The sequence below is a fragment of the Streptomyces sp. NPDC060194 genome, assembly GCF_042728285.1.
Taxonomy (GTDB): Bacteria; Actinomycetota; Actinomycetes; order Streptomycetales; family Streptomycetaceae; genus Streptomyces.
Genome location: NZ_JBHWZH010000020.1, coordinates 1 through 26,242 on the forward strand (window position 1 = coordinate 1; position 26,242 = coordinate 26,242).

The 26,242-nt window shown below is 75.9% G+C and carries 24 protein-coding genes; 11 read left to right on the forward strand and 13 right to left on the reverse strand.

The genetic code is table 11. The features are described from left to right. Positions 1 to 78: 78 nt before the first annotated feature. From ACFWEG_RS06805 to ACFWEG_RS06835, 7 genes are all read right to left on the reverse strand, one after another. Entirely contained in the window at positions 79 to 1,170 is a 1,092-nt protein-coding gene (locus ACFWEG_RS06805) for an LLM class flavin-dependent oxidoreductase (protein ID WP_387209982.1), read from the reverse strand. Between the two features lie 42 nt (positions 1,171 to 1,212). Further along, the gene (locus ACFWEG_RS06810; RefSeq protein ID WP_387209984.1) at positions 1,213 to 2,229 is read right to left on the reverse strand and encodes an LLM class F420-dependent oxidoreductase; all 1,017 of its coding nucleotides are present in this window, start codon (positions 2,227 to 2,229) and stop codon (positions 1,213 to 1,215) included. A 56-nt stretch (positions 2,230 to 2,285) separates the two neighbouring features. Then, positions 2,286 to 3,899: an ABC transporter substrate-binding protein gene (locus ACFWEG_RS06815; RefSeq protein ID WP_387209986.1), complete on the reverse strand. Its 1,614-nt coding sequence runs from the start codon at positions 3,897 to 3,899 to the stop codon at positions 2,286 to 2,288. A gap of 65 nt (positions 3,900 to 3,964) precedes the next feature. Beyond that, positions 3,965 to 4,756 (reverse strand): ABC transporter ATP-binding protein, encoded by a 792-nt coding sequence (locus ACFWEG_RS06820; protein WP_387209988.1) that lies wholly within the window; start codon positions 4,754 to 4,756, stop codon positions 3,965 to 3,967. After that, complete coding sequence (locus tag ACFWEG_RS06825; RefSeq protein ID WP_387209990.1) at positions 4,753 to 5,619, reverse strand: ABC transporter ATP-binding protein; 867 nt, start codon at positions 5,617 to 5,619, stop codon at positions 4,753 to 4,755. Before ACFWEG_RS06825 ends, ACFWEG_RS06820 begins: the two co-directional genes overlap by 4 nt. After that, entirely contained in the window at positions 5,616 to 6,509 is an 894-nt protein-coding gene (locus ACFWEG_RS06830; RefSeq protein WP_387209992.1) for an ABC transporter permease, read from the reverse strand. Before ACFWEG_RS06830 ends, ACFWEG_RS06825 begins: the two co-directional genes overlap by 4 nt. A gap of 2 nt (positions 6,510 to 6,511) precedes the next feature. Then, positions 6,512 to 7,456: an ABC transporter permease gene (locus tag ACFWEG_RS06835; protein WP_387209994.1), complete on the reverse strand. Its 945-nt coding sequence runs from the start codon at positions 7,454 to 7,456 to the stop codon at positions 6,512 to 6,514. Positions 7,457 to 7,961: 505 nt separating this feature from the next. On the opposite strand from ACFWEG_RS06835, the gene ACFWEG_RS06840 reads away from it, so the two are divergent. From ACFWEG_RS06840 to ACFWEG_RS06870, 7 genes are all read left to right on the forward strand, one after another. Beyond that, the gene (locus tag ACFWEG_RS06840) at positions 7,962 to 8,906 is read left to right on the forward strand and encodes a response regulator transcription factor (RefSeq protein ID WP_387209996.1); all 945 of its coding nucleotides are present in this window, start codon (positions 7,962 to 7,964) and stop codon (positions 8,904 to 8,906) included. A gap of 249 nt (positions 8,907 to 9,155) precedes the next feature. Next, positions 9,156 to 9,914 (forward strand): hypothetical protein, encoded by a 759-nt coding sequence (locus ACFWEG_RS06845; protein WP_387209998.1) that lies wholly within the window; start codon positions 9,156 to 9,158, stop codon positions 9,912 to 9,914. Further along, a complete protein-coding gene (asnB, locus tag ACFWEG_RS06850) occupies positions 9,915 to 11,804 on the forward strand; it encodes an asparagine synthase (glutamine-hydrolyzing) (protein WP_387210000.1) in 1,890 nt (629 codons plus the stop codon). Then, positions 11,801 to 12,328, forward strand: a complete 528-nt coding sequence (locus tag ACFWEG_RS06855; protein ID WP_387210002.1) for a flavin reductase family protein — start codon at positions 11,801 to 11,803, stop codon at positions 12,326 to 12,328. Before asnB ends, ACFWEG_RS06855 begins: the two co-directional genes overlap by 4 nt. Then, complete coding sequence (locus ACFWEG_RS06860; protein ID WP_387210004.1) at positions 12,325 to 13,818, forward strand: 4-hydroxyphenylacetate 3-hydroxylase family protein; 1,494 nt, start codon at positions 12,325 to 12,327, stop codon at positions 13,816 to 13,818. The genes ACFWEG_RS06855 and ACFWEG_RS06860 overlap by 4 nt, the downstream gene beginning before the upstream one ends. Beyond that, positions 13,815 to 14,690 carry a class I SAM-dependent methyltransferase gene (locus tag ACFWEG_RS06865; protein WP_387210006.1) on the forward strand — a complete coding sequence of 292 codons (876 nt, stop codon included), beginning with the start codon at positions 13,815 to 13,817 and terminating at the stop codon, positions 14,688 to 14,690. Before ACFWEG_RS06860 ends, ACFWEG_RS06865 begins: the two co-directional genes overlap by 4 nt. 58 nt (positions 14,691 to 14,748) lie before the next feature. After that, the gene (locus ACFWEG_RS06870; RefSeq protein ID WP_387210008.1) at positions 14,749 to 15,621 is read left to right on the forward strand and encodes a helix-turn-helix domain-containing protein; all 873 of its coding nucleotides are present in this window, start codon (positions 14,749 to 14,751) and stop codon (positions 15,619 to 15,621) included. Here the strand turns inward: ACFWEG_RS06870 and ACFWEG_RS06875 are convergent. Beyond that, positions 15,596 to 16,894, reverse strand: a complete 1,299-nt coding sequence (locus tag ACFWEG_RS06875; protein ID WP_387210010.1) for an MFS transporter — start codon at positions 16,892 to 16,894, stop codon at positions 15,596 to 15,598. The genes ACFWEG_RS06870 and ACFWEG_RS06875 overlap by 26 nt on opposite strands. A 229-nt stretch (positions 16,895 to 17,123) precedes the next feature. Continuing rightward, on the reverse strand, positions 17,124 to 17,528 hold the full coding sequence (locus tag ACFWEG_RS06880) for a DUF5997 family protein (RefSeq protein ID WP_387210012.1): 405 nt from the start codon (positions 17,526 to 17,528) through the stop codon (positions 17,124 to 17,126). Positions 17,529 to 17,584: 56 nt separating this feature from the next. Between ACFWEG_RS06880 and ACFWEG_RS06885 the strand changes: the two genes are divergently transcribed. Then, a complete protein-coding gene (locus ACFWEG_RS06885) occupies positions 17,585 to 18,391 on the forward strand; it encodes a LysR substrate-binding domain-containing protein (protein ID WP_387210014.1) in 807 nt (268 codons plus the stop codon). Positions 18,392 to 18,406: 15 nt separating this feature from the next. Here ACFWEG_RS06885 and ACFWEG_RS06890 read toward each other — a convergent pair whose 3' ends face one another. Next, positions 18,407 to 18,889 (reverse strand): Lrp/AsnC family transcriptional regulator, encoded by a 483-nt coding sequence (locus tag ACFWEG_RS06890; protein ID WP_387210016.1) that lies wholly within the window; start codon positions 18,887 to 18,889, stop codon positions 18,407 to 18,409. 287 nt (positions 18,890 to 19,176) lie between these two features. Between ACFWEG_RS06890 and ACFWEG_RS06895 the strand changes: the two genes are divergently transcribed. From ACFWEG_RS06895 to ACFWEG_RS06905, 3 genes are all read left to right on the forward strand, one after another. Continuing rightward, the gene (locus ACFWEG_RS06895) at positions 19,177 to 20,664 is read left to right on the forward strand and encodes an FUSC family protein (protein ID WP_387210092.1); all 1,488 of its coding nucleotides are present in this window, start codon (positions 19,177 to 19,179) and stop codon (positions 20,662 to 20,664) included. A gap of 685 nt (positions 20,665 to 21,349) precedes the next feature. Further along, entirely contained in the window at positions 21,350 to 22,420 is a 1,071-nt protein-coding gene (locus ACFWEG_RS06900; RefSeq protein ID WP_387210094.1) for a nitric oxide synthase oxygenase, read from the forward strand. A 29-nt stretch (positions 22,421 to 22,449) separates the two neighbouring features. Further along, positions 22,450 to 23,463 carry a lactonase family protein gene (locus tag ACFWEG_RS06905; RefSeq protein ID WP_387210018.1) on the forward strand — a complete coding sequence of 338 codons (1,014 nt, stop codon included), beginning with the start codon at positions 22,450 to 22,452 and terminating at the stop codon, positions 23,461 to 23,463. A 61-nt stretch (positions 23,464 to 23,524) separates the two neighbouring features. Here the strand turns inward: ACFWEG_RS06905 and ACFWEG_RS06910 are convergent, their stop codons facing one another. The 3 genes from ACFWEG_RS06910 to ACFWEG_RS06920 form a co-directional block, all read right to left on the reverse strand. Next, positions 23,525 to 24,445, reverse strand: a complete 921-nt coding sequence (locus tag ACFWEG_RS06910) for a sirohydrochlorin chelatase (RefSeq protein ID WP_387210020.1) — start codon at positions 24,443 to 24,445, stop codon at positions 23,525 to 23,527. A gap of 96 nt (positions 24,446 to 24,541) precedes the next feature. Beyond that, on the reverse strand, positions 24,542 to 25,576 hold the full coding sequence (locus tag ACFWEG_RS06915; protein ID WP_387210022.1) for an N-acetylglucosamine kinase: 1,035 nt from the start codon (positions 25,574 to 25,576) through the stop codon (positions 24,542 to 24,544). After that, entirely contained in the window at positions 25,573 to 26,223 is a 651-nt protein-coding gene (locus ACFWEG_RS06920) for a uracil-DNA glycosylase (protein WP_387210096.1), read from the reverse strand. The genes ACFWEG_RS06915 and ACFWEG_RS06920 overlap by 4 nt, the downstream gene beginning before the upstream one ends. Between the last annotated feature and the right edge of the window lie 19 nt (positions 26,224 to 26,242).

The window sequence follows — 26,242 nt, forward strand, 5'->3', positions numbered from 1 at the left end:
GAATAACGACATCGTCGGCGCGCTCTGATTTTTTATGCGGCCCGGCCATCCCGGGCCGCCGAAGCCTTCTCCGGCCGCCTACCAGCCGCCGCGTCCGCCGCTGCCGTGCGGGTCGCGCAGTCGTCGGACCAGGGCGCGCCGCAGCTCGCGGTCCTCGTCGTCCTCGACGGCGAGGTCGAGCTGGAGGACGTCGACGCCGGCCGCCCGCAGGACCCCGATGCGGTCGGCGACGGTGTCGGGGGAGCCGACGAACGCCGCGGCCACCGAGCGGCGGATGTAGGAGACGGTCTGCGCGGCCCCGTGCGCCGGGTCGGAGCGGCCGCGCTCGCGGTCGCGGTCGAGCTGGACGGCGGCGGCCCAGCGGGGGTCGTGCGGGTCGGCGGTGAGCTTCAGCGCGTCGCGGACGACGCGGCTCGCCCGCTGCCGGGCGTCCTCGTCGTCGTGGCCGAGGATCAGCGTGAGGTGGCGCCACACCCGCAGGGTGCGCCGGTGGCCGGCCGCGGCCCGGCGGATCGCCGCGACGCGGCGGCGGGTCTCGGGGACCGGGAGCGCCGGGACGGCGTACACCTCCGCGTGCCGGGCGGCCAGCGCGAGCCCCTCCGGGGAGGACCCGCCGAAGGAGACCAGCTCGCCGCGCGGCGCCGGCCGCAGACCCGACCAGGCGTCGCGGACGGTGTAGAACTCGCCGCTGTGGTCGAAGGGCTCGGCCGCGTCCAGGGTCCGCCGGAACAGCTCCAGGTACTCGCCGGCCCGCCGGTAGCGCTCCGCCTTGGACAGCGTGTCCCCGTCGCGCAGCACGTCCGCGTCGCTCGACCCGACGATGACATGGGCCGACGCCCGGCCGCCCGAGAGCCGGTCGAGGGTGGCCAGCGAGCGGGCCGCCGCGGTGGGCGCGGTGACACCGGCCCGGTGGGCGACGGCCACCCGCAGCCGGGTGGTCGCCGCCAGCGCCCACGCCCCCACCAGCCAGGGGTCCGGCCAGGAACTCGACTGCACGACCAGCGCGCTGTCCAGGCCGTCCTCCTCGTTCTCCCGCGCCGTGCGGACCACGTGCGCGGGATCGGCCGCCCGGTCCCGGGGATCGGGGGCGAACCGCAGGGCGCGCCGCTCGTCCGGCGTGTCACCGGCGACGGGGGCGGCGCGTACCCCGCCTCGCAGGTCGAGTTCCATCCTCGGATCCTCTCCGTGGGGGCTCACGTGGCGACGGCGCGCTCACGCGCCCGCCGGGCCGAGCCGGGCCAGTGTGTCGAGCACCTTGGCGCGGCTGACGAACACCTCCGGCGGCAGCGACACGTACAGCTGGATCGTGGTGACGCCGGGCCGGTGGTAGCGCAGGATCCGCTCGCGGCACTCCTCGGGCGAGCCGCTGACGAACAGGCCGTCCACCACCTCGTCCGGAAGCGCCTTCTGCGCGCCCTCGGTGTCGCCGGCGGCCCACTTCTCGTGCGACTCGCGCAGCAGCTCGCCGTGGCCGAGCCACTCGTGGAACTTGCGGTACGGCTCCCGGTTGAGGATCCAGGCCAGGAACGGGCGGGTGGCGCGGTGGGCGTAGTCGGTGTCCTCGGTGGGACAGACGAACACCTTCACCACCAGCTCCTTGCCCGGCGGCTGCGGCCCGACCGCGTCGAGCACCTTGGGCACGTCGTCGGGGAAGAGCAGGTTGGTGACCGCGCCGTCCCCCTCGGTGAACCCCAGCCGCAGCATGCCCGGCCGCAGCGCGCCCAGGATCACCTTCACCGGCTCCGCCGGCACGTGCGGCAGCCGGTAGCCGGTGATGGAGAACGTGTCGAAGTCCCCGGCGACGTGCTCGCCCCGCAGCGCCCGGGTGACGAAGCGGAGCACGTCCCGGGTGCGCTTGAACGGCTCGTCGAACGGGATCCCGTTGATGTCCGTGACATGCGCGGGCACCGACGCCCCGATCCCCAGCAGCACCCGCCCGGGCGCCAGTTGGGCGAGCGTCGCGGCCGTCTGGGCGAGCACGGCCGGGCCGCGGGTGTGCACCGGCACGATCCCGGTGGCGATCCGCAGCGACGACGACCAGGCGGCCGTCGCCGCGAGCGGGGTGAACGCGTCCGTGCCGCCGCCCTCCGCGCTCCACACGTCGGTGTATCCGAGGTCGGGCAGCCGGTCGACGATGAACCGGTGCTGGTCGATCGTCAGGCCGGGCAGCGGGAGGGTGATCCCCCACCTGGGCGGGGTGTGCTCGGCTGCGTGGTGCGCGGCGGTCATGGAACGGGACGTCCTCTCGGTACCGGAAGGGGTGCGGCGGTCTCTCGGCGCCCGGCTCAGCGCTCGACGGAGACGGTGGTCAGGTCGAGGAACCACGACTGCGGCTGCGCGAGCCCCTTGACCTTCGGCGCCAGCGCCCGCGGGTTGCGGTCGTTGACGACGAACAGCCAGGGCGCGTCCTTCGTGACCTCCGCCAGCGCCTGCCGGTAGTCGGCGCGGCGCGCCTGCTGATCCGTCGACGCGGAGGCGGACGCGAGCAGCGCGTCGACCTTCTTGTTGCTGTAGCCGCCCGTCCAGAACGGGCTCTTGCTCCCGATGAACAGCGGCAGCAGCGCCTCGGACTGGAACAGCGTCGTCGACTGCGCGATGGCGTCCGAGCCGAGCGCGACCTTCCCGTCGGCCTCGGCGCTGATCAGCGTGGTCCAGTCGGTGGTGCGGATCTCGGCCTTGATCCCGACGGCGGCCAGGTCGCGCTGGACGGCCTCGGCGATCGGCACCGGCAGCAGGTTGCCGGAACCGCCCGTCGGCACGGTCACCGAGGTCTCGAAGCCCTTGCCGAACCCGGCCTCCTTCAGCAGCGCGCGCGCCTTGTCCGGGTCGTAGCCGTAGGCGTCGCCGGCCTTGTCGTACGCGAACGTGGCCCGCGGGGCGGCCTGGAGGGCGGGGTCGGCGGTGCCGTGCAGCAGCTTCTCCGCGATGGCCTCGCGGTTGATCGCGAAGTTGGCGGCCTGGCGGACCTTGACGTCCTTCCACGCGCGGTGCTTCGTGTCGAGGATCCAGTACCAGAGGTGGTCGTAGCTGTTGGTGGCGAGGGTGGCCCCGTCGGCCTTGAGGGTGGCGATGTCGTCGGGGTTGGGGTACTCGATCCAGTTGACGTCGCCGGAGCGCAGCGCGGCGGTGCGGGCGGCCGCGTCGGGCAGCGCCTTCACGATCAGCTTGTCCAGCTTCGGCGCGCCGCGCCAGTACTTCTCGTTCGCCTTCAGCTCGATCTGCTGCCCCTCCTTCTGGGAGACGAAGGAGAACGGGCCGGTGCCGACGGGCTTGCGCGAGAAGTTCGCCGTGCCCGTCTTCCTGATCGCCGTCGGGCTCGCGATCAGGACGTGGGCGAGGTCCTCGACGAAGTGGCCGTTCGGCTCGGCGGTGACGAGCTCGACCCGGTCGGCGGCGAGCTTGCGGTACTTCGCGATCCCGCCCGCGTACTCCCCGGCGGCCGCCCCCAGCGCCTCGGTCCAGAACTCGCTCTCCTTGTTCAGGTAGCGGTCCAGGTTGAAGACCACGGCGTCGGCGTCGAAGGGGGTGCCGTCCTGGAAGGTGACACCCTTGCGGAGCTGGAACGTCCACGTCTTCCCGTCGTCCGCGACCTTCCAGGAGGTGGCGAGCGCGCCGGTGATCTCCGGCGGTGCGTCGGTGGCGGAGAGGTCGTAGCGGGTGAGGCCCTCGTACAGCTGGAAGCTGAACAGGCGCTTGCCCTCGAAGCCGGCCCCGCCGATGACGGTGTCGGTGTTGGGCAGCTTGCCGGTGGCCCCGATGACGAGGGTGCCCCCGGAGGCGGCACCGGACTTGCCCGTCGGTGCGGTGTCCTCGCCGGTGCCGCAGCCGGCGGTGGTGAGCAGGAGGGCGGCGGCGACCGGCAGGGCGGTGGCGCGGCGGGTGGAGCGGGGGAGCCTCATGGCGGTGATTCCTCGGGGTTTCGGCGGTGCGGTGACAGGGAGGCTGTGGGGGAGGGGCGGGCAGGTCAGGGGACCGGTGCCGCGTGGGGGAGCTCTTCGGCGGACGCGGCGGCGAACAGGGCCCGCGTGTAGGGGTGTTGAGCGTCCTGGTGGAGCCGGTCGGGCGCGCCCTCCTCGACGACGCTGCCGTCGCGCAGCACGACCACCCGGTCGGCGATCCGGCGGACGACACCCAGGTCGTGGGAGATGAACAGGTAGGCGAGGCCCTCCTGTTCGCGCAGCTCGGCGAGCAGGTCGAGGACGTGGCGCTGACTGGCCGGGTCGAGCGCGGACGTCGGCTCGTCGCAGACCACCAGGTCCGGGCCGGTCGCCAACGCCCGCGCCACGGCGACCCGTTGGACCTGGCCGCCGGACAGCTGGTGCGGCCGGCGGCGGGCGAGCACGGGGTCGAGGCCCACCCGGCGGAACAGCTCGGCCACCCGCCGCGGCCGCTCGTCGCGCGGCACACCGTGCACCTGCAGGCTGAACTCGACCGCGGCGCCCGCTGGTTGGGCCGGGTTGAGCGATCCGCGCGGATGCTGCGGCACGAACTGCAGGCGCCCCCGCGTCACCCGCCCCGCCCGCCCGCGCAGACCGTGCGGATCCCGCCCGTCGAACCGCACGCTCCCGCCGTCCGGCGCGAGCAGCCCGAGCGCGAGCCGTGCCAGCGTCGACTTCCCCGACCCCGACTCCCCGACCAGACCCACGGTCTCCCCGGCGGCGACGTGGAGCGACACCTCCGACAGTGCGAGCGGCCCGCGCGGGTACCGCTTGGAGACGCGGTCGAGCTGGAGCAGCGGGGCGGCGGATCCGGTCATCGCAGCGCCCCCGATCGGTCGGCCGCCGGTCCGGTGGAGTCGGGAAGGGAGCGGTCCGCGGCATCCGGTCCGGTCGGACGCGGGCGCGGTGGCACCCCGTCGGCGGACGCCGGATCGTCGGCGAGCGTGTCGTGCGTCGGCCCCGTCGCGACGATCCGGCCGTCGCGCATCACCGCCGTGCGGCCGCCCACCCGGCGGGCCACGTCGCGGTCGTGGGTGACGAGCAGCAGGGCCGTGCCCTGCGCGGTCCGCAACTCGGCGAACAGGTCGAGCACCTGGGCGCGCACGAGCACGTCCAGCGCGGTGGTGGGCTCGTCCGCGACGAGCAGCGCCGGCCGGCAGGCGACCGCGATCGCGATCGCCGCGCGCTGCCGCTGGCCGCCCGACAGCTCGTGCGGGAAGCTCCGCGCGACCCGCTCCGGTGCGGCGAGCCCCGCCGCGGCGAGCAGCTCCGGCACGGACGCCCGCGCCGCCGCACGCCCGGCGGCGACCCCGTGCCGCAGCAGCACCTCCGCGAGCTGCCGCCCGATCCGCCGCAGCGGATCCAGCGCGGCCGTCGGGTCCTGCGCCACGTAGCCCATGTGCCGGCCGCGCACCCGGGACAGCGCCCGCTCGCCCGCGCCCAGCAGCTCGGCGCCGCCGAAGCGCACCGACCCGGTCGTCCGGGCGCGCCCGGTCAGACCGAGCACACTCCTCGCGACCGTCGTCTTGCCGCTGCCCGACTCCCCGAGCAGCACCAGCGCCTCCCCGGCCGCGAGCGCGAAGGACACCCCGTCCACCGCCCGGACCGGCCCGTCCGCCCCGTCGTGGGTGACGGTCAGGTTCTCGACGCCCAGCACCGCCGCCGCCTCGTCCCCGCTCACCGCACGTCCTCCCGCAGCCCCGTCCGGCGACGCACGGCCTCGCCGAGGGTGTTGAAGACGACGGAGACGACCAGGATCGTCACCGCGGGCAGCGCGGCGACCCACGGATGCGTGAGCAGACTCGGGCGCAACTCGTCCAGCATGGCTCCCCATTCGGCGGTGGGCGGGGCGACGCCGAGGCCCAGGAACGACAGCCCGGCGGCGTAGACGACTGCGAGCCCGACGAGCGAGGAGGCGTACGCCAGCACCGTCGGCGCGATCACCGGAAGCACCTGCCGCACGGCGACCACCGCCCGCCCCGCACCCGCCACCCGCGCCGCCTCCAGGAACTCGGCGGTGCGGATCCGCTGCGCCTCGGTGTGCGCGACCCGGGCCACGGCCGGGGTCAGCACCACGCACAGCGAGAGCACAGTGGCGGTGAGCCCCGGCTCGAACACGGTCGCCACGGCGATGGCGAGCAGGATGCCGGGGAACGCGTACAGCACGTCCAGCGTCCGCAGCAGCGCCTGCTCCAGGACGCGGCCCCCGAGGGCGGCCGCCACCCCCAGCGCGGTGCCGGCCGCCGTCGCCACCACCACCGGCACGATCCCGCCGACCAGCGAGGGGCGCGCGCCCCAGACCAGCCGGCTGAGCAGGTCCCGGCCCTGGCCGTCGGTCCCGAGCAGGTGCCCCGGCACCCCCGGATCGAGCAGCCGGTCCTCCAGCGCCCCCGCCGCCGGGTCGTACGGCGCGAGCAGCGGCGCGGCCAGCGCGGCGAGGACGAGCAGGACGGCGAGCACCCCGGGCACGATCAGGGCGGGGTCGGTCCGCCGGCGGCGGCGCGGGGCGGATCCGGCGGCGGCCACCGCCGGCGGCGGCCCGAGCGGGGGCAGGGTCGTGGAAGCGGTCATGGTCAGCCCCGCACCCGGGGGTCGATCCACGCGTGCGCCGCGTCGACCAGGATGTTGATCCCGACGAACGCCACCGCCACGACCAGCACGCCGCCCTGCACCAGCGGCAGATCACGCGCGGAGAGGGCGTCGTAGAGCAGTCGTCCGATGCCGGGCCAGGCGAAGAGCGTCTCCACGAAGACGACCCCTTCCAGGAGGTAGGCGAGCTGGAGGCCGGCGATGGTCAGCAGGGACGGGGCCGCGTTGTGCACGCAGTGGCGCAGCACGGTGAGGCGGCCCAGCCCGCGCGCCCGCAGGCTGTCGGGCAGTTCGCTCGCGAGGACCGAGCCGAGCGCCGACCGGAACACCCGGGCGGTGAGCCCCAGCGGCACCAGCGCGGCGGCGACGGCCGGCAGGACCAGGTGCAGCAGGAGGTCCGCCGCGCCCCCGCCGCCGAACGCGCTGTGCGTGCCGCCCGCCGGGAACCAGCGCAACTGCACCCCGAACACCGCGATGAGCAGCAGCGCCACCGAGTACTGCGGCATGGAGACGGCGAGCGTCCCCAGCGCGCCGGAAAGCCGGCCCAGCGGGCTGCGCGGCCGCACCGCGCCGAGTGCGCCGAGCACCACCCCGCCGACCAGGACCAGGACGAACGCCGCCCCGGTCAGGACCAGCGTCTGCCCGAGCGCGGGGGAGAGCAGCTCGGTCACGGGCCGCTGCCCCGAGATCGACACCCCGAGGTCACCGGTCAGCGCGTGGGCGAGCCAGCTGAGGTACTGCACCGGCAACGCGTCGTCCAGGCCGAGCCGTTCGGTCAGCGCCTCGCGTGCCTCCGGCGGCGCCCCCGGACCGAGGAACACCGCCACCGGGTCACCGGGCACCAGCGCGATCGTCGCGAACACGACCACGGTGACGCCGAGCAGGGTCGGCACCGCCAGCGCCAGCCGGTGCGCCAGGAACCGCCTCATCGCCGCGCCCTCTCGCAGGGGCCGGCCGGCGGGCGGCCGGAGGGTGGGGCGGGGGCGGGCATGGCCGGTTCCTTCCGTGGCGGGCGGGTCGCTGGGAGAGAGGGTGCGGGCCGGACCGGCCCGTCAACCAGTCATGAGTTCATGCTGATACCCGTGGTCACAGGACCGGTGGGACCCCCTGTCGCGATACCCCCGACTCCCGCAGGACGGGATGCCCTTGACCCGTCCCGGACGCCCGAATTAGCCTGTGCGTATGACATACCGGGGGACCGACTTCACGCTGGTCGGGATCTGCGGCTCGTGGCACCGACGGTGCTTCGACGAGCTGTGTCGCGGGCGCCACGGGCGCTGACCGCCGGCCGTACCGAGACCCCCGCCGACAGCGCCTCTCCTCATCGCCTTCCGCCGCGCCCGTGTCCGCCGCGCGGCCACGCCACCTCCGAGGGGACCGCTCGCGTATGTCGTACGACACCAGCCGCACACCGCACCGGGGCGGGGGCGCTCCGTGGGAACAGTGACCGGGTTCCCGGAGCAGGAGACCGGCCCGACCGTCCGCCTCCCGGGCGGACGCAGACCGGCCCACCGCAACGCGCCGTCCGCCAAGAACCCCGCGCCGGGCCGCGGGCCGACCCACCCGCAGAACCTGGCCGGCCGCCACGCCCTGCACGCCGAGATCGACAACCCCCTCGACCTCGTCGCCGGCCACCACCTGCTCGCCGAGGCCGAGCACCGCGCCGCCCGCACCCGCACCGCGGCCGCGTGCGACTGCGGCCACCCCATGTGCCTGGCCGCCGTCCCCCCGGCCGGCGGCGTGCGGGTCTTCCTGATCACCCGGCACGCGGTCACCGGCGCCGGCCTGCGCAGCGTGCTGACGGCCGCCCCGGAGACCAGCGTCGTCGGCAGCAGCGCCGACCCCGACGGGGCGCCGGCCGCCGTCCGGCGGGTGCGGCCCGACGTGATCCTGCTCGGCTGCGGCCCCACCCTCGCCGACGACCTGGCCACCGTCGTCGCCCTGCGGGCCCCGCACGTGGCCCCGCACGCGGGCGTGCTCCTGCTGCGCCGCGCCGAGACCACGGCCGAGGCGGGCCGGATCCTGCTGGCCGGCGCGGCCGGCTGCTTCCCCGTGGACCTCGCCGAGGACCGGATCGTCAACGCCGTCACCCTCGCCGCCGCGGGGGGCACGGTCTTCCTGCCGGCGCCGCCGCCCGCCCGGAACTACCGGGCCGGGCTCCCCGCCGAAACCGCCCCCCAGCAGGCCGGTCTGACGGCCCGTGAGCTGGACGTGCTGGCCCAGCTCGCGCTCGGCCTCAGCAACGCCGAGATCGGCCGCGAACTCGCCCTCGCCGAGGCCACCGTCAAGAAGCACCTCACCCAGGCGATGCGCAAGATCGGCCAGTCCGACCGGCTCCGCGCGGCCCTCTACGCCCACCGGCACGGCCTGGCGGGCTGACCCCGCACCACCGCACCACCGCGCACCGGCACCGCACCCACGCAGCGCAAGGGCGGGCGTCCCCGGAGACGGGAGCGCCCGCCCTTGCGTGTGCCGGCGGCGGCGACCTTCGGGGTAGACGTCGTCGCCGATCGTCGCCCCCGCCGTCGCCGATCGGAGCTACCCGGGACATCGACCGGTTTCCTACCGTTGCCGACGTGCCTCGACCCCCGCGGTCCAGGATTCCCCCGTCCCAAGGAGCCAGTCACCATGAGCGAAGGGCACATACCCCCCGGCCCTCCCCGTACGGCACTGCTCGGCTCGGCACTCTCCGACGTCCTGCCCGGCCCGCACGACGGCTCCGGGCCCGCCGCCCCCGCCCGCCCGCCCTACCGGGCGATGCCCGACGCCGACCGCTCCGCACTGTGGCGGCAGCGCCTGCACGAGGCGGAGGCCGGCCTGACCCGCTACCTCGTCTCCCGCGGCGACGAGATCCGCCTCACCGAGTGGTTCGCGCTCCAGGCGGAGATCTTCGCCGACCTGCCCGAGCCCACCGACTCGCCCCAGGCCTGGCAGCGCATCTTCTTCCGCGGCCAGGCGCTCATGGAGCGCTTCCTGGTCGCCCGCTACGGCGAGGACGTCCTCGGCGACTGGGCCCGGTCCAACGCCGAGGTGCACCGCGACGTCGAACCCGACCACGGCCGCGGCGCGGCCGACCCCGTGCACCGCATCGCCCGGCAGGCCGAACTCTACGGATCCGACTACGAGTTCGACGACGCCCGGCCCCCATCCGCCGATCGGGCGGCGCTCACCATCACCCACTGCGCGATCTGGGACTACCGCGAGAAGGCCCGCCGCAACGGAGTCCGCCTCACCCTCGCCTCGCCGTGCACGTACTGCACCGAGGCCCTCTCCGCGAACATCCGCGCCAAGGGCTTCGTCCCCACCCACCGGCTCCGCAGCGGCCCCACCGGCCACGGCTGCCACTGGGAGGCCAGCGCCCCCGCCGACGACTCCCGGGAGGCGTAGATGTGCGGCATCACCGGTTGGATCGACCACCGCGCCGACCTCCGCTCCGAGCGGCGCACCGTGCGCGCCATGGCCGACACCCTGGCCTGCCGCGGCCCCGACGCCCACGGCGTGTGGCTCTCCCGGCACGCCGCGCTCGGCCACCGCAGGCTCTCCGTCATCGACGTCGAGGGCGGCCTCCAACCCTTCACCGACAGCCCGGTCGACAGCCCGGTAGACAGCCCGGTCGGCGGTCCGCGAGGCGACCTGGCCGGCGGCCCCGCGCCCCGGGCCGTCCTCGCCTACAACGGCGAGCTCTACAACCACGGCGAGCTGCGCGAGCAGCTCACCGCACTCGGCCACCGCTTCCGCACCCGCTCCGACACCGAGGTCGTGCTCCGGGCACACCTCCAGTGGGGCGCCGATGCCCCCCGCCGCTTCAACGGCATCTTCGCCTACGGCATCTGGGACGAGACCGCCGCCGAACTCCTGCTCGTCCGCGACCACCTGGGCATCAAACCGCTGCACTACCACGCCCTCCCCAGCGGGGTCCTCTTCGGCTCCGAACCCAAGGCCGTCCTCGCCAACCCCCTCTTCCGCGCCGAACTCGACGCCGAGGGCGTCGCGGAACTCTTCGCCCTGCCCGCCGCCCCGACCGCCGGCAACGCCGTCCTGCGCGGACTGCGCGAGGTCCGCCCCGGACACCTCCTGCGGGTCGGCCGCGGCGGCGTCCGCGAGGAGCGCTACTGGCACCTGGAGTCCCGCCCCCACACCGACGACGCCGCCACCACCCGCGAAACGGTCCGCGCGCTGCTCGCCGACGCCGTCGAACGGCAGCTCGTCAGCGACGTGCCGCTGTGCACGCTCCTGTCGGGAGGGGTCGACTCCAGCGCCATCACCGCGCTCGCCGCCGAGGCCCGGCAGCGGGCCGGGCAGTCCAAGGTCACCAGCTACTCCGTCGACTTCCCCGGCAGCACCGACCGGCTCCCCGACGCCTGGCGCACCTCCCTCGACGCGCCCTACGTCCGGGCCGCCGTCGAGCACATCGGCACCCTGCACACCTCCGTCGTCGTCCCCGACGACGACCTGCTCACCGCCCGGGACGCCGTCCTCGCCGCCCGCGACCGGCCCGGCTGGGGCGAGATGGACGCCTCCCTGCACCTGCTCTTCCGCGAGGTCCGCCGGCACTCCACGGTCGCCCTCTCCGGCGAGGCCGCCGACGAACTCTTCGGCGGCTACCCCTACTTCCACGACGCCGCCGCGCTCGCCGCCGACACCTTCCCCTGGCTGCACGGCCGCCGCACCCCCGCCGCCCTGCTCCGCGCCGACGTCCGGCAGCGGGTCCGCCCCGACGAGTACACCGCCGACGCCTACCGCACCTCGCTCGCCGAAGTCCCCCGCCTGGACGGGGAGTCGGGACACGACCGGCGGATCCGCGAGGTCTTCCACCTCGCCCTGACCCGCTGGCTGCCCCCGCTCCTCGACCGCGTCGACCGGGTCAGCATGTCCGTCGGCCTGGAGGTCCGGGTCCCGTTCTGCGACCACCGCCTGGTCGAGTACCTGTGGAACGTGCCCTGGGCCCTCAAGGCCCCCGACGGCCGGTCCAAGGGCCTGCTGCGCGACGCCGTACGGGACCTGCTGCCCCCGCAGGTCGCCGACCGGCCCAAATCCGGCTACCCCTCCACCCCGGCCGTTCACTACACCGAGGTGCTCACCGCACGCGCCCGCGCGCTGCTCGACGACCCGCAGGCACCGGTCTTCGACCTCGTCGACCGGGACCTGGTGCGCACCGCGCTGGCCGAGGGCCGCCCGCTGCCGAGCCCGCGCACCGCGCCCAACCCGGTCGGCGGCCTCGACCACCTCGTCCAGGTCGACGAGTGGCTGCGCACCTACCGCGTGGGGCTGCGATGAGCGCCGCCAGGGAGGTCGAGGACTTCCGGCGCGCCAGCCGCGGCTGGACCACCGGGGTCGCGGTCCTGACGGCCGGCCAGGGCGAGGAGGTCTTCGCCAAGACGGTCTCCTCGCTGTGCACCCTGTCCCTCGACCCGCTGCTCGTCAGCGTCGCCGTCGACCGGCGCAGCCCGCTGGTCACCGCGGTCCGCGCCACGCGCCGCTTCGCCGTCAACGTCCTGCACCGCGACCAGGAACCGCTCGCCCGCCGCTTCGCCACCGCGGGCGCGGGCCGCGCGCTCGGCTTCTTCACCGCCGCCCCCATGCGGCCGGGACCGACCGGCGCGCCTGTCCTGGAGACCTGCCTCGCCTGGTTCGACTGCCGGCTCGAGCACGTCCTGCCCGGCGGCGACCACGCCCTGCTCGTCGGCCGCGTCGCCGCCGCCGACAGCGACCCCGGCGAACCGCTGCTCTACCACGCGGGCCGCTTCCGGTCCCTCGCCCCCGCCCGACCCGCCGCCACTCCCAGGGGAGTCCGCGCATGACCCTGCTCACCGGCGACCGCTACCGGTCCGGGCTCGACGACGGCCGCGAGCTGTACCTCGACGGCACCCGCGTCGCGAACCCCGGCACCCACCCCGCGTTCGCCCCCGCCGTCGACGAACTCGCCCGGCTGATCGACCTCCAGCACGACCCCGAGCACCACGACCTGCTCACCTGGAAGGACCCCGCCACCGGCCACCGCGTCGGCCGCGCCTACCAGCCGACCCGCACCCGCGAGGACCTGGCGCTCCAGCGCCGCAGCGCCGAGCTGTGGCACGCCGAGTCGCTCGGCCAGCACGGCCGCTCACCGGCCTTCATGGCCTCCATCGCGCTCGGGGTGTACGACTTCCGGCACCGCCTCGAAGCCTCCCGCCCGGGCTTCGGCGCCAACGCCGAGGCCTGGTACCGGCACTGCGCGGAGAACGACCTCGTCCTCAGCCACGCCCTCGGCGACCCGCAGATCGACCGCTCCGTCGACCCCGTCGACGACCCCGACCTCGCCCTGCGGGTCCTCTCGGAGGACGAGCGGGGGATCGTCGTCCGCGGCGCCAAGCAGCTCACCACCCTCGCGCCGCTCGCCCACGAGGTCCTCGTCTACCTCTCGGCGTCCTTCGCGCAGCGCCGCGGCGAGCAGTTCGTCGTGTGGTTCGCGCTGCCGCTGAACACTCCCGGCCTGATCACCCTGTGCCGCGAGCCGCTCGGCGACGAGCCCCACGGGCACGCCCACCCGCTCGGCGCCCGGTACGACGAGCAGGACGCCATGCTCTTCTTCGACGACGTCCTCGTCCCCTGGGACCGGGTGTTCCTGCTGCGCGACGCCGACCTCGCCCGGGTCGGACTCGGCCGGATCAACGCCTGGAGCGCCTGGGTCGGCCACATCCGCTTCCGCGAGCGGCTCCGCACCCTGCTCGCCACCGCCGCCCTGGTCGCCGAGAGCATCGGCGTCGACGGCTTCCGCAACGTCCAGGAGGACCTCGGCCGGCTCGCCGGGTACGCCGAACTCACCGAGTACTTCCTCGACGCCGCCGAGGCCCGGGCCGTCGTCACCGACAGCGGGCTCCTCGCCCCCGGCGACACCGCCGCGAGCCGGGTGTGGTCCGCCGAGGTCGCGGGCAGCGCCGTCGGGATCGTCCGGAAGATCGGCGCGTCGGGCCTGCTCATGCAGCCCACCGCCCGCGACCTCGACCACCCGCGCCTGCGCCCCCACCTCGACCGCTACATGCGCGGCCGCGGCATCGACGCCGAGCACAAGTCCCGCCTCTTCCGGCTCGCCTGGGAGCTGACCGGCGACGGCTTCGGCCAGCGCCAGGACCTCTACGAGTACGTCCACCGCGGCGACCTGACCCGCAACAGGATCAACCTCTACAAGCGCTACGACCAGAGCGCGACCCGGGCCCGCATCACGGCGCTCCTCGAACCCGCGCCGGCCCCCGCGCCGACCCCCGCACCCGCCGCCCCGCAGCGGTCAACCCAGCAGGAGGAACAGCGATGACCCCGCAGCCCGTCGACGTCCCGCCGGTCGACATCCCGCCCGTCGAGACCCAGGCCCGCACCCTGGCCGGGTACGCCGACGCCAGCCGGCTGCGGCAGGTGCACGACCGCGACTGGGTCCTCGACCAGGTCACCGGCGCCCCGCGGACCCTCGTCGACCTCGGCAGCGGCATCGGCCAGCTCCTCCAGGCCGCCCTGGACCGCTTCCCCTCCCTGGAGCGCGCCGTCGGCCTGGAACGCTCCCCGCACCGCATCGCCGAGGCCACGACGCGCCTGAGCGCGTCCGCGGACCGGGTGGAACTGCACGAGGCCGACCTCACGACACCCGGGCCGATCTCCCACCGGCCCGACGTCGTCACCATGACCTCCGTGCTGCACTGGCTCTACCCGCACGAGGACCGGATCTTCACCTGGGTGCGCGAACACCTCGCGCCCGACGGCTCGTTCCTGCTCACGACGTACCACCCCGAGGCCGACGCGGCGGGCCTCGGCGGCGAGGACGACATCGTGCGCGACGCCCTCACCGACCTCGGCATCGGCCGGACCGTGGTCCCCGCCCGCTTCACCGGGCACGGCATCCTGCCCATCGCCACCCGCACCCGCACCACCGACGACCTGCACGCCCTCCTGGAGCGGCACTTCACCGTCGCCGCCGTCCACGACCGGGACGCCGTCGTCTCCGGCGTCGACGCCCCCGGATACGCCCGCTTCCACGCGGCGACCTTCGGCGACTACTACGCCCGGCTCGTCGAACCCGCCCGCCGCCCCGCGTTCTTCCGCGCGGTCGGCGCGGCGGCTGCGCGCCGGCAGGACGAGCGGGGCCACGTCAGCAGCATGACCGTCAGGCTGTGGCGACTCGCCCACCGAGGGTGAGCGCCGCCCCGTAGTCTGGACCCGCCACGTCAGCCGCCCGCAGGCCGAGGAGCCGCCCATGTCAACTCCCCACACCGGACCGGAACTCGGGGCGTTCCTGCGGGCCCACCGCGAGCTGCTCAAGCCCGCGGACGTCGGCCTCACGGCGACCGCCCGGCGCCGCACCCCCGGGCTGCGGCGCGAGGAGGTCGCCTCCCTGTCCGGCGTCGGGCTCGCCTGGTACACCTGGCTCGAACAGGGCCGCGTGACCGCCTCCCGGCAGGTCCTGGAGGCCGTCGCGCGGGCCCTGCGGCTGGATGCGGCGGGCCTGCGCCACGCGATGCGGCTGGCCGGCTACCACGAGCCGGTCGCCGCCGAGGGGGACGGCCGCAGCGCGCTCGCCGCCGCCGTCCAGCCGGTCCTCGACGCCTGGCCGGCGAGCCCCGCGGTGCTGCTCGACCGGTACTTCGACCTACTCGGCTGGAACACCCCCTGGAGCGCGCTGTGGGGCGCACCCGAGGCGGTCCCCGCCGAGCGCCGAAACCTGATGTGGCTCATGGCCGCCGACCGCCGGCTGCGCACGGTGCTCCACGACTGGGAGCCGCTCGCGATGAACGTCTTCCAGCACTTCCGCGCCCAGGCGGGATCCGCCGTCGGCGACCCCCGCACCAGCGAGGTCTACGGCCATCTCTCGGCGGACGTGCCGGAGTTGAGCCACTGGTGGGGCTGCCACTCGGTCGCCGAGCTGACCGCCCGCACCGTCACCGTCGAACCGGTCGAAGGTCAGCGCATCGAGCTCGCGCTGTCCTCCTTCCACCCGGTTGACGACCCCTCGGCCCTCGTCCTGCTCTTCACCCCGCGCACCGCCGAGGACCGCGCCCTGATGGCGGACCTCGGCGGCGGCACCCTGCGGGCCGTGGCGGACGCTACGCCCGGGCTGCGGGCGGGCTGACCGGGTCCGCCCCGGACGTCCGCCGCAGCCGCGCCCCGAGCAGCAGCGCGCCGAACGCGGCGGCCAGCGCGAGGCCGGTGCCCACCACGAGGGTGCCGGCCGTGACACCGGTGAACGCGCCCACCGCCCACGCGCCGAGCCCCGTGCCCGCGTACATCGTCGACGTCAGCCACGCGCTGGACGTGGCGCGCAGCTCGGGGGCGGCCGTCCCCGCCAGCGTCTGCTGGTCGGTCACGAAGCCGCCGCTCGCCACGAACCACAGCGCGACGCCGACCAGCGCGAGCGGCAGCCCGGGGCCGACCGCCGCGAGCACGACGCCGAGCGCGAGCAGCACGCCCCACACCGGCAGCAGCGGGATGTCGTCGCGCCCGGCCGCCCTGGCCCGGTCGCCGAGCCGCCCGCCGAGCAGCGAACCGGCCACGCTGCCGGCGCCGACCACGACGCCCACCAGGCCGAGCTGCTCCACCGACAGGTCGAAGCGGTGCACGAGCAGCGCGCCGAGGAAGGTGTACGCGCCGAGGTTCGCGCCGTGGAACGCCGTGTTGACCAGCAGCGCGTCCCGCAGCACGGGCACCCGCCAGCCGGCCAGCACGCCCTTGACCGCGCCGACCGCCACCCCCTGCGCGGCCGTGCGCCCCACCTGCCGCAGGAGCAGCGGAATCGCGAGCGCGGTGCCGATCGCCAGCGCCCAGAACGCCGAGCGCCAGCCCGCGAGTCCGGCGAGGAACCCGCCGAGCGGCACCCCGACCACCTGGCCGCAGGAGAAGAGCGCCATGCCGAGCCCGAGCGCCCGCCCGCGCACCTTGTCGGACGTGGTCTCCGCGATGTGCGCCCAGATCGCGGGCCCGGCGGCCGCCGCCGCGAGCCCGGCGACCGCGCGGGAGACGACGAGCAGGGCGAGCCCCGTCGACAGCGCGGCGGCCGCGTTCGAGAGCACGAACAGCACCGTGCCGACGACGAGTGCCCGCCGCCGCCCGAACCGGTCGCTCGCCAGCCCCAGGAAGGGCGCGGCGATCGCGTACGCGAGGACGTAGGCGGTCACGCTGGAGGCTGCGGCGGCCTCGCTGACGCCGATGTCGTCGGAGATGGTCGGCAGCAGCGGGGAGACGAGGAAGGTCTCGGTGCCGAACAGGAAGAGGAGGGTGAACACGCCCGCGTAGCGCAGCCGGTCGAAACCCTCCGACGGGGCCTTCGGACCCGGGGCCGGGGGCGGGCCGGCTGAGGGGGCGGTCGCGGATTCCGGTCCGGTGGGGGGATCGGAGATGCTGCCCACACGGATCACCACCTTGTCAGGCGTCGGCGGAGCCGCGCCCGGCGCCGGCGGTGCCGCCGGCCTCGGGACCGGGCGGCGGGGTGCGGCTCCTGCGGAGGTCGGGGCCGCCCGGCCCGGACATCCTTCAACCGCCCCCCGGCCGCAACCAGTCAGGCGTTCATCCTGTGAGCGCAGGTCACAGGCTCATCCGCTCGCCAGAGGGACCGCCGGCCGGTCCCTGGGCAGTGGCTCAGGCGCGCGGGCCCTCCGACCGCTCCCGCTCCTCCGCGTGCTTCGCCTTGATCCGCACGTTCTCCTTGCGCACGTCGGCCTGGGTGGCGCGCTCCTTCACCAGCCACTCGGGCGCCTCCTGCTTCAGCGCCTCGATCTGCTCGGTGGTCAGCGGCTCCGTCACCCCGCCGCGCGCGAGACCGGCGATGGAGACGCCGAGCTTGGAGGCGACCACCGGGCGCGGGTGCGGCCCGGCGGCGCGCAGCTCGGTGAGCCACTGCGGCGGGTCGTTCTGCAGGGCGGCCAGCTCGGCGCGCGTGACGACGCCCTCCTGGAACTCGGCGGGCGTGGCCTGGAGGTACACACCCAGCTTCTTCGCCGCGGTCGCGGGCTTCATGGCCTGGGTGGACTGGTGCGCGTTCATGGGTCAAGGGTAGCCAGCGTGTGCGACCCCGCCGACCACGCGACTAACCTGGCCCGGTGACAGGTTCGAAGACGCCTCCGCTGTTCCGCCTCGCGTACGTCCCCGGGGTCACCCCCACCAAGTGGGTGCGGATCTGGACCGAGCGCTACCCCGGCATCCCCCTCACCCTCGTCCAGACCGGGCCCGCCGAGGCCTACGGCGTCCTGCGGGCCGGGGAGGCGGACGCGGGCTTCGTGCGGATGCCGGTCGACGGCGACGACCTGAGCGCCATCCCGCTGTGGACCGAGACGACGGTCGTCGTGATCCCCAAGGACCACCTCCTGAGCGCCGCCGAGGAGGTCGCCCTCGCCGACCTGGCCGACGAGCTGGTGCTGCACCCGCTGGACGACACCCTCGCCTGGGACGGCGGCCTCCCCGGCCGGGCGGCGAACGAACGGCCGGCCACGACCGGCGACGCGATCGAGCTGGTCGCGGCCGGCGTCGGCGTCCTGGTCGTCCCGCAGTCGCTGGCCCGGCTGCACCACCGCAAGGACCTCACCTACCGCCCGGTCGCCGACGCCCCCGTCTCGCGGGTCGCCCTGTCCTGGCCCGAGGCGGCCACCACGGACCAGGTCGAGGACTTCATCGGGGTGGTACGGGGCCGGACCGTCAACAGCTCCCGCGGACGGGCCCAGGAACCCGCGGAGAAGACGAAGGGCGCCGCACCCCGCAAGCCGACCGGAGGCAAGCCCGGCGGAGGCAAGCCGGCCGGGGGGAAGCCCTCCGCGAGCAGGTCCGGCGGCAAGCCCGCCGCCAAGGGCAAGGGCGGCCGCCCCCAGCCCGGGAAGTCCGGCCGCTCGGGCAAGCCCCGACGCCGCCCCTGACCCCGCGGGCCCCGGTTACCGCCGCCCCTTCGCCGCCCGGCCCACCGCCTCCACCAACGGCAGCATCCGGTGCTTCACCCGCTCCCGCAGCACCACCTCCGTGCGGGTGCGCACGACGCCCGGCAGCTGGATCAGCCGCTGGATGACGTCCTCCAGATGACCGTTGTCCCGCGCCACCACCCGGGTGAGCAGGTCACCGCCGCCGGTGATCGAGAAGACCTCGACGATCTCGGGCACGGCGGCGAGCGCGTCGCCCACCTCGTCGAGATGCCCCTGCGTCACCTCGATGTGCACGAAGGCGAGCACCGGGTGGCCCAGCGCGGCGGGGGAGAGGACCGGCCCGCTCCCCGTGATCACCCCGTCCCGCTCCAGCCGGTCGAGCCGCGCCTGGAGCGTCCCGCGGGCCACCCCCAGCTGCCGCGCGCTCTCCCGCACGCTGGTGCGCGGCTCCTCGATCAGGAGCCGCAGGATGCGGGTGTCCAGCTCGTCCACCGCCATGGTCGTCCGCCCTCCGCGCGCGCCCGGCGCCCCGGTCCGGGACGCCGCGGCCCCGACCTTACGCGCTGATCCGTTGGCACGCCCCTGGACGTCATGAGCGGCCCTTGAGTGGGCCGATGGCCCACCTGTGGAAGATCCGGTTGAGCCAACGGTGGCGCGAATGCTCTCATGGTGCCGTCGATGGCGCTGCGGAACCCCGCGGCGCCTTTCGTGTGCCGGGACGCGGATCCGCCCCCGGCCTTCCACGACCAGTGCGAGAGGGCGGGCAGGTGCTCGGGATCGTCGGGATGGTGTCGGCTCCGGACCCGGGGCGGATGCGGCTGCGCAGCGCCACCAGGGCCGTCGCGGGGATCAGCCTCGCGGTGCTCCTGGCGGGCGGGGTGACGTCGTCGCTGACCGCCGCCGTCACCGCGGGCCTCGCCGCGCTGCTCGCGCTGTTCACCGTCGCCGACGCCACCGTCCGCGCGCAGGCGCTCACCACCGCGCTGCTCCCGCTGGCCGGCTTCCCGGTCCTCGCCGTCGCCGCGCTTCTTCACGACCACCCGCTCGCCCGCGACGGCGTGTTCCTCCTCGTGGTGCTCGCCGGCGCCTACGCCCGCCGGTGGGGGCCGCGCGGGCACGCGCTCGGCATCTTCGGCTTCATGATGTTCTTCGTCACCCAGTTCCTGCACACCGCGCCCGCCCAGCTGCCCCAGCTGTACGGGGCGGTCGCGCTGGCCCTGGCCGCGTCGTCGGCCGTCCGCTTCGGCGCCTGGTGCTACGAGCGCCGCGCCGCGCTCCCGGCCGTGATCGCCCCGCCGGCCGGGCGGGGGCTCGCCCGCGCCACCACCCGGCAGGCCCTGCAGGTCACCGCCGCCTGCGCCGTCGCGCTCGCGCTCGGCCAGGTGCTCTCGGTGGACCGCTGGTACTGGGCCGTCGGCACCGCCTGGTGGATCTTCGTCAACACCGCGTCCCGCGGCGAGACCCTGGTCCGCGGCTTCCGCCGGGTGCTCGGCACCGTCGCCGGCATCGCGGCCGGACTGCTGCTCGCGCTGCCCCTGGACGGCGCACCGGCGCCCACCGCCGCCCTCGTCGCCGTCTGCGTCTTCGGGATCTTCTACACCGCGGCCGTCTCGTACAGCTGGATGATGTTCTTCGTGACGATCATGGCCGGGCTGCTCTACGGGCTCCTCGGGGTGCTCGACGCGACGCTGCTCGCGCTGCGGTTCGCCGAGACCGCCGTCGGTGCGGCGGGCGCCGCGCTCGCCGTCGCGGTCGTCCTGCCGGTCACCACCCACGCCACCACGCACGCCTGGATCGAGCGGGCGCTGCGCTGCGTGCACGCCTGCACCGCCGAGGCCGCCCGGCGCCTCGCGGGCGACGGCAGCGCCGACCCGGCGCCGCGCGTCGCCGAGCTGGAGGCGCTGCTCGGGCGGGTCCGGCTCTCGGTCGCGCCGCTGGTGCACCCGCTGAGCCCGCTGCGCGCCCGCAAGGCTCGTGCCCGCCAGGTCCTCGCCCTGCTCGACGACTGCGCCCACGAGCTGCGCGGCCTCGCGTCCGTCGCCGCCGATCCCGACGCCTCCCACGACGCGCGCCTCGCCGCCGCCTGCTGGCGCGTGGAGGCGGCCGTCGAGGCGCTGACGCCGGTCGGCGCGAGCGAGCGCGCGGAGGTCGTACCCGCGCACCACCCCGGGGCCGAGCCCGCGCTCGCCCACCTCGACGGGCTGGAGAGGGCGCTCGCCCAGCTCGCCGCGCCCCTCAAGAGCCCCCCACGCTCCCCCCTCGCCGGCGTCTGACCCGACCGGCTCTGACCTGCGCCGGAGGCCGACCGGCCGGAGCCCGAGGCCCGGCGCACCGGACGGGCCGCCCCGTTCACCCCTCGCGAAGCGTGACGCGCGACCACCATACGGTCACCGGTCCGGGCCGCACGGGAGCGGCCCGGGCGGCCGAGCCGTCACGGGAGTCCACGTCGTGCGCAAGATCCTGGCCCGGCTCGCCGGAGCCGCCTCCGAACGGATACCCGTCGCCGCGGCCGCCCGCCCGAAGGGCCGGCGGACCCCCGCGCCGCCCGACCGCTCCGGCGAGACCGTCCCGCCCGCCCGGCCGGACGGGCCGGGCCCGGCGGAGGACGGCCGCGGACCGGCCCCGTGGCCCGCGGCGCCCGCCCTCCCCAGGCCCCCGCGCCCTCCCGAGCCCGCCGCCCGTGCCCGTGCCGACGCCCCTCCCGTACCGCCCGCCGGGCCCCGTGCCGACGCCGACCACGAGCCGCCCGCCGGGCCCCGTGCCGACGCCCCTCCCGTACCGCCCGCTGGGCCCCGGGCCGACGCCCTTCCCGAGCCGCCCGCCGGGCCCCGGGCCGACGCCGATCACGAACCGCCCGCTGGGCCCCGTGCCGACGCCCCTCCCGGACCGGCCGGTCCGCACGCGGCCGTCGCCGCCGCGCCGTCGCCTGGCCCGGTCCTCGCGGCGGCCGAGGAGTTCCTGCGGCTCCACCACGCCGAGGAGCGCCCCGGCGACCTGGCGGCCCGGCTGCGCGAGGTCCGCGACGAGATCGACGCCACCGGCACCTACCGGCACACCCCGCGGGAGCTCGTCTTCGGCGCCCGCGTCGCCTGGCGCAACAGCAACCGCTGCATCGGCCGGCTCTACTGGCGCTCCCTCGCCGTCCGCGACCTGCGCTACCTCGGCGACGCCGAGTCGGTCGCCGACGCCTGCGTGGACCACCTGCGCCACGCCACCGGCGGCGGCCGCATCCGCCCGCTGATCTCCGTCTTCGCCCCCGACACGCCCGGCCGCCCCGGCCCGCGGATCTGGAACGAGCAGCTCGTCCGGTACGCGGGCCACCCGCGGCCGGGCGGGGGCGTCCTCGGCGACCCGCGCAACCTCGGCATCACCGCGCTGGCCCGCCGGCTCGGCTGGTCCGGCGGCCCCGGCACCCCCTTCGACGTCCTGCCGCTGGTGGTCCAGGGCCGTGACGACAAGCCCCGCCTCTTCGACCTGCCGGCCGACGCCGTCCTGGAGGTCGACATCCTCCACCCGGACGACGACTGGACCTCCCTCGGCCTGCGCTGGCACGCCGTCCCCGCGCTCTCCGGCATGTGCCTGGAGATCGGCGGCGTCCGCTACCCCGCCGCCCCCTTCAACGGCTGGTACCTCGGCACCGAGATCGGCGCGCGCAACCTCGCCGACACCGACCGCTACGACCTCCTGCCGGCCGTCGCCGCCCGGCTCGGCCTCGACACCGGCGATGACCGCTCGCTGTGGAAGGACCGCGCGCTCGTCGAGCTCAACCGGGCCGTCCTGCACTCCTACGACCGGGCCGGCGTCACCGTGGCCGACCACCACACCGAGTCGCGCCGCTTCCTCGCCCACGTCGACCGCGAGCAGGCCAGGGGGCGGGCCGTCGGCGCGGACTGGTCGTGGATCGTGCCGCCGATCTCCGGCTCGGCGACCCCGGTCTTCCACCGCACCTACCCCAGCACGGCCGAACGGCCCGGCTTCGTCCTCGACGCGGAGGCAAGGGCCCGCGCCCGGGGAGCCGGTCTGGTCTAGACCTCGCGGCACGGACTACGGTGCTCGCCATGCGGGCATACATCGGATCCTTCACAGCAGCGGGCGGCCGCGGGATCACCACCGCCGCCGTCGCCCCGGACACGGGCGCGCTCACCGTCCTGGACGCCACCGACGCGGTCGACAACCCCTCCTTCCTCGCCCTCTCCCCGGACGGCGCCGTCCTCTACGCCGTCAGCGAGACCGACCGGGGCGCGGCCGCCGCCCTGCGGACGGCGGGGGAGCGGCCCGAACTCCTCGGGGCGGCCGTCCCCGTCGAGGGCGCCGGCCCCACCCACCTCTCCGTCGCGGGCGGACACGTCCTCACCGCCAACTACGCCTCCGGCAGCGTCACCGCGCTCCCGCTTGCCCCGGACGGCTCTTTGACCCCGGCGCCCCGTGTGCTCCAGCACCGGGGCAGCGGGCCGAACCAGGAGCGCCAGCAGGGGCCGCACGCCCACCAGGTGCTCCCCGACCCGAGCGGCCGCTGGGTGCTCAGCGTCGACCTCGGCACCGACTCCGTCCGGGTCTGCGCGCTGGAGAAGGGCGAGCTCGCGATCCGCGCCGAGACCGCCCTGCGCCCCGGCAGCGGCCCCCGCCACCTCGCCTTCCACCCCGACGGACGCCACGCCTACGTCGTCAACGAGCTCGCGCCCACCCTCACCGTCTGCCGCTGGGACGCCGAGGCGGGCGCCCTCGAGCCGCTGGGGGAGACCCGCCTGCTGGAGAACGAGGCGACGGCCCACGGCTCGGAGGTCGTCGTCGCCCCCGACGGCCGGTTCGCCTGGGTGGCCACCCGCGGTTCCGACCTGATCTCCGTCCTCGCCCTCGACGGCTCCGGCGCGGGCGCGCGGCTGGTCACCACCGTCTCCTGCGGCGGCCACTGGCCCCGCGACCTGGCCCTCGGCCCCGACGGGCGCCACCTCTACGCGGCCAACGAGCACTCCGGCGACGTCACCTGGTTCACCCTCGACGCCGAGACCGGCATCCCGCGCCACGGCGGCTCCGTGCCCGTACCCGCCGCCTCCTGCGTGGTGTTCGGCTGACCTGCGGACCGTGCGCACGAGGGGCCCGCTCCCGGATCGGAGCGGGCCCCTCGCGGACGGTTCAGCGGACCGGCGCGCCCTGCGGCTCGCGGGCGATGCCCAGCGTCGTGGCGTACGCCGAGAGCGCCAGCTTGCCGATCGCCGGGTAGGCGCCCAGCGCCTCGGCGGCGGAGCAGTTCGCCTCCTTGACGGCCAGTTCGAGCAGGCCCTCCTCGGCCTCCGGGCCGATCAGGTACGGCGCCAGCGCGAGCTGGGTGGAGCCCGAGCCGCGCAGCTGCTCGGCGATCGCGGCGACGGCGCCCTCCTGGTCGAGCGCGGCGGCCATCACCGGCACGGCGAGGCGGGCGGCGAGCAGCATGCCGGTGATCCCCGCGGCCTGCACTGCCTCCTCGCCGCCGATGGTCGCCAGGATGATGCCGTCGGCGGCGGTCGCCACCGTGAACAGCCGGGCCCGGTCGGCGCGGGCCAGGCCCGCCTCCGACAGCCGCACGTGCAGCGCCTCGGCGAGCAGCGGGTGCGGGCCGAGGACGTCCGTCAGCTCGGCTGCGGCGCGGCTGTCGTTGACGGCCTGCCGGATGCGGCGCATCAGGGCGTTGTCGGGGCCCGCGAGCAGCGGGACGACCACGCCGACCGGGCCGTCGGGCTCCGCGACCTCCTGGCCGGCGGCGCGGGCCTGCTCGAAGCGGGCCGTGCGCTCCTGGGCGGCGTGCGCGAGCACGGCCGTGAGGGTCGGGTACTCCTCGTCCTCGCTGTCGAGGTAGCCGATCCGGGCGTCCAGTCCCGGCAGCTCGGAGCGGGCGATGCTGACGATCTCCTCGGCGAGGGACCGCACGGCAGGGCCGGGCGTTCCGGGAACGGCGAGAACCAGCGCGGGCGCACCCTCGGGGGCCACCGCGGGTTCCGGCCGCCGGTGGCGTCCGGGCTGGCGGGGTCGTGGCATTCGTACAGGCAGGCCGGAAGCGGGCCCATTGGGGGTGCTCATGGCCCGGCATGCTACTGGCTTCCCCCGCGGTTCCGTTCGGGGAGGGCCCAGGTCAGCGGTATCTGTCCGGTTATGTCGGTTCAGCTGTGCGGGTGTTCACCCTTCCGTGCCCGTCCTACCCGCCGTGACCTGCAGAAGCCGTGGATCGGACGGCAGTCCGGGAGCGCCCGTGGCCAGGGATCCGGCCACGACGAGGGCCCCGTCGAGCGGATCGCCCGCGGCCGGGACCACGACGGCGTGCGGGAGTCGCTCCGTCAGCTCTTCGGCCAGCGGGGCGAGCAGGACCTCCCCCATGCGCACGAGCCCGCCGGTCAGCGCCACTTCACACGGGCCGGCCGCCGCCGGCGGGGCGACGGCGGCCGCCGCCTCGGCGATGTGGCGGGCGGCGTCGCGCAGGATGCCGGTCGCCACGGGGTCGCCGTCGGCGGCGCAGCGGGCGACCTCCGGCGCGAACGAGGCCAGCACGGCGGGCCGGTCGGTCCGCGGGTACACCCGCCCCGGGAGCTCCGCGGCCGGCCCCAGGGCCGCTTCGGCCCGTGCCAGCAGCGGCTGCGAGCCGCCGCGTCGGCCGTCGTGCGCCCGCAGGGCGGCCTCAAGGCCCGCCCGGCCGATCCAGGCCCCGCTGCCGCAGTCGCCGAGCAGATGGCCCCAGCCGTCCGCGCGCCGCCAGCTCCGCAGGTCGGTGCCGAGCGCGATCAGTCCGGTCCCGGCGGCGACGACCGCCCCCGGGCGGGCGCCGAGCGCCCCGGCGTACGCCGTGACGGCGTCGGCGGCCAGTGCCAGCCGCCGCACGCCCAGCGCCTCGGCGAGCGCGCCGGGCAGGACGGCCCGCAACTCGTCGCCCAGGGTCGCCATCCCGGCCGCGCCCACAGCCACCGCGGCGACGGGTCCCGCGTCCGCCTCCCGCAGCAACCGGTCGGCCATCGGCAGGAGTTGCTCCAGGAAGTGCCCGGCGTCGATCCCGCCCGCGCCCGTACGGACCGGTTCGCGCGACGCCGCCTCCGCGAGCCGGCGGTAGGGGCCGGCCGCGGGGCCCGTGGCGGTGCCGTCCGCGGACGGGTCGGCGAGCGCGACCCGCAACCCCGATCCGCCCGAGTCGACCCCGAGCACCAGGTTCTGACGCCCCGTCACGGCAGCCGCCAGTCGACCGGGGCGGCCCCCTGACGCTCCAGCAGGTCGTTGACGCGGCTGAACGGCCGTGATCCGAAGAAGCCGTTGTCGGCCGAATACGGCGAGGGGTGCACGGACTCCACCGCCGGCAGGTCGCCGAGCAGCGGCCGCAGGTTCCGGGCGTCCCGCCCCCACAGCACGGACACCAGCGGTCTGCCCCGGCCGACCAGCGCCCGGATCGCCTGCTCGGTGACCTCCTCCCAGCCCTTGCCGCGGTGCGCCGCCGGCTTGCGCGGGGCCGTCGTCAGCGCCCGGTTGAGCAGCAGCACCCCCTGCCGCGTCCACGGCGTCAGGTCGCCGTTCGACGGCCTCGGCAGGCCGAGGTCGGTGTGCAGCTCGCGGTAGATGTTCTCCAGGCTGGCCGGCAGCGGCCGGACGTCCGGGGCGACGGAGAACGAGAGCCCCACCGCGTGCCCCGGGGTCGGGTAGGGGTCCTGTCCCACGATCAGGACCCTGACGTCGTCGAAGGGTTGCTGGAAGGCGCGCAGGACGTTCGCCCCGGAGGGCAGATAGGTCCGGCCCGCGGCGATCTCCGCCCGCAGGAAGTCACCCATCGCCGCGATGCGCCCCGCGGCCGGTTCGAGGGCCGACGCCCAGCCGGCGTCCATGATGTCTGTCAACGGTCGT

Excerpts from the sequence above, each read along its gene's own strand:
- ACFWEG_RS06805 (WP_387209982.1), bottom strand. The coding sequence starts at position 1,170 with ATGGAACTCGACCTGCGAGGCGGGGTACGCGCCGCCCCCGTCGCCGGT.
- ACFWEG_RS06810 (WP_387209984.1), bottom strand. The coding sequence starts at position 2,229 with ATGACCGCCGCGCACCACGCAGCCGAGCACACCCCGCCCAGGTGGGGG.
- ACFWEG_RS06830 (WP_387209992.1), bottom strand. The coding sequence starts at position 6,509 with ATGACCGCTTCCACGACCCTGCCCCCGCTCGGGCCGCCGCCGGCGGTG.
- ACFWEG_RS06835 (WP_387209994.1), bottom strand. The coding sequence starts at position 7,456 with ATGAGGCGGTTCCTGGCGCACCGGCTGGCGCTGGCGGTGCCGACCCTG.
- ACFWEG_RS06860 (WP_387210004.1), top strand. The coding sequence starts at position 12,325 with ATGACCCTGCTCACCGGCGACCGCTACCGGTCCGGGCTCGACGACGGC.
- ACFWEG_RS06920 (WP_387210096.1), bottom strand. The coding sequence starts at position 26,223 with ATGGACGCCGGCTGGGCGTCGGCCCTCGAACCGGCCGCGGGGCGCATC.
- ACFWEG_RS06880 (WP_387210012.1), bottom strand. The coding sequence starts at position 17,528 with ATGAACGCGCACCAGTCCACCCAGGCCATGAAGCCCGCGACCGCGGCG.
- ACFWEG_RS06895 (WP_387210092.1), top strand. The coding sequence starts at position 19,177 with ATGGTGTCGGCTCCGGACCCGGGGCGGATGCGGCTGCGCAGCGCCACC.
- ACFWEG_RS06845 (WP_387209998.1), top strand. The coding sequence starts at position 9,156 with ATGAGCGAAGGGCACATACCCCCCGGCCCTCCCCGTACGGCACTGCTC.
- ACFWEG_RS06870 (WP_387210008.1), top strand. The coding sequence starts at position 14,749 with ATGTCAACTCCCCACACCGGACCGGAACTCGGGGCGTTCCTGCGGGCC.
- asnB (WP_387210000.1), top strand. The coding sequence starts at position 9,915 with ATGTGCGGCATCACCGGTTGGATCGACCACCGCGCCGACCTCCGCTCC.
- ACFWEG_RS06890 (WP_387210016.1), bottom strand. The coding sequence starts at position 18,889 with ATGGCGGTGGACGAGCTGGACACCCGCATCCTGCGGCTCCTGATCGAG.
- ACFWEG_RS06820 (WP_387209988.1), bottom strand. The coding sequence starts at position 4,756 with ATGACCGGATCCGCCGCCCCGCTGCTCCAGCTCGACCGCGTCTCCAAG.
- ACFWEG_RS06905 (WP_387210018.1), top strand. The coding sequence starts at position 22,450 with ATGCGGGCATACATCGGATCCTTCACAGCAGCGGGCGGCCGCGGGATC.
- ACFWEG_RS06855 (WP_387210002.1), top strand. The coding sequence starts at position 11,801 with ATGAGCGCCGCCAGGGAGGTCGAGGACTTCCGGCGCGCCAGCCGCGGC.
- ACFWEG_RS06815 (WP_387209986.1), bottom strand. The coding sequence starts at position 3,899 with ATGAGGCTCCCCCGCTCCACCCGCCGCGCCACCGCCCTGCCGGTCGCC.
- ACFWEG_RS06865 (WP_387210006.1), top strand. The coding sequence starts at position 13,815 with ATGACCCCGCAGCCCGTCGACGTCCCGCCGGTCGACATCCCGCCCGTC.
- ACFWEG_RS06910 (WP_387210020.1), bottom strand. The coding sequence starts at position 24,445 with ATGAGCACCCCCAATGGGCCCGCTTCCGGCCTGCCTGTACGAATGCCA.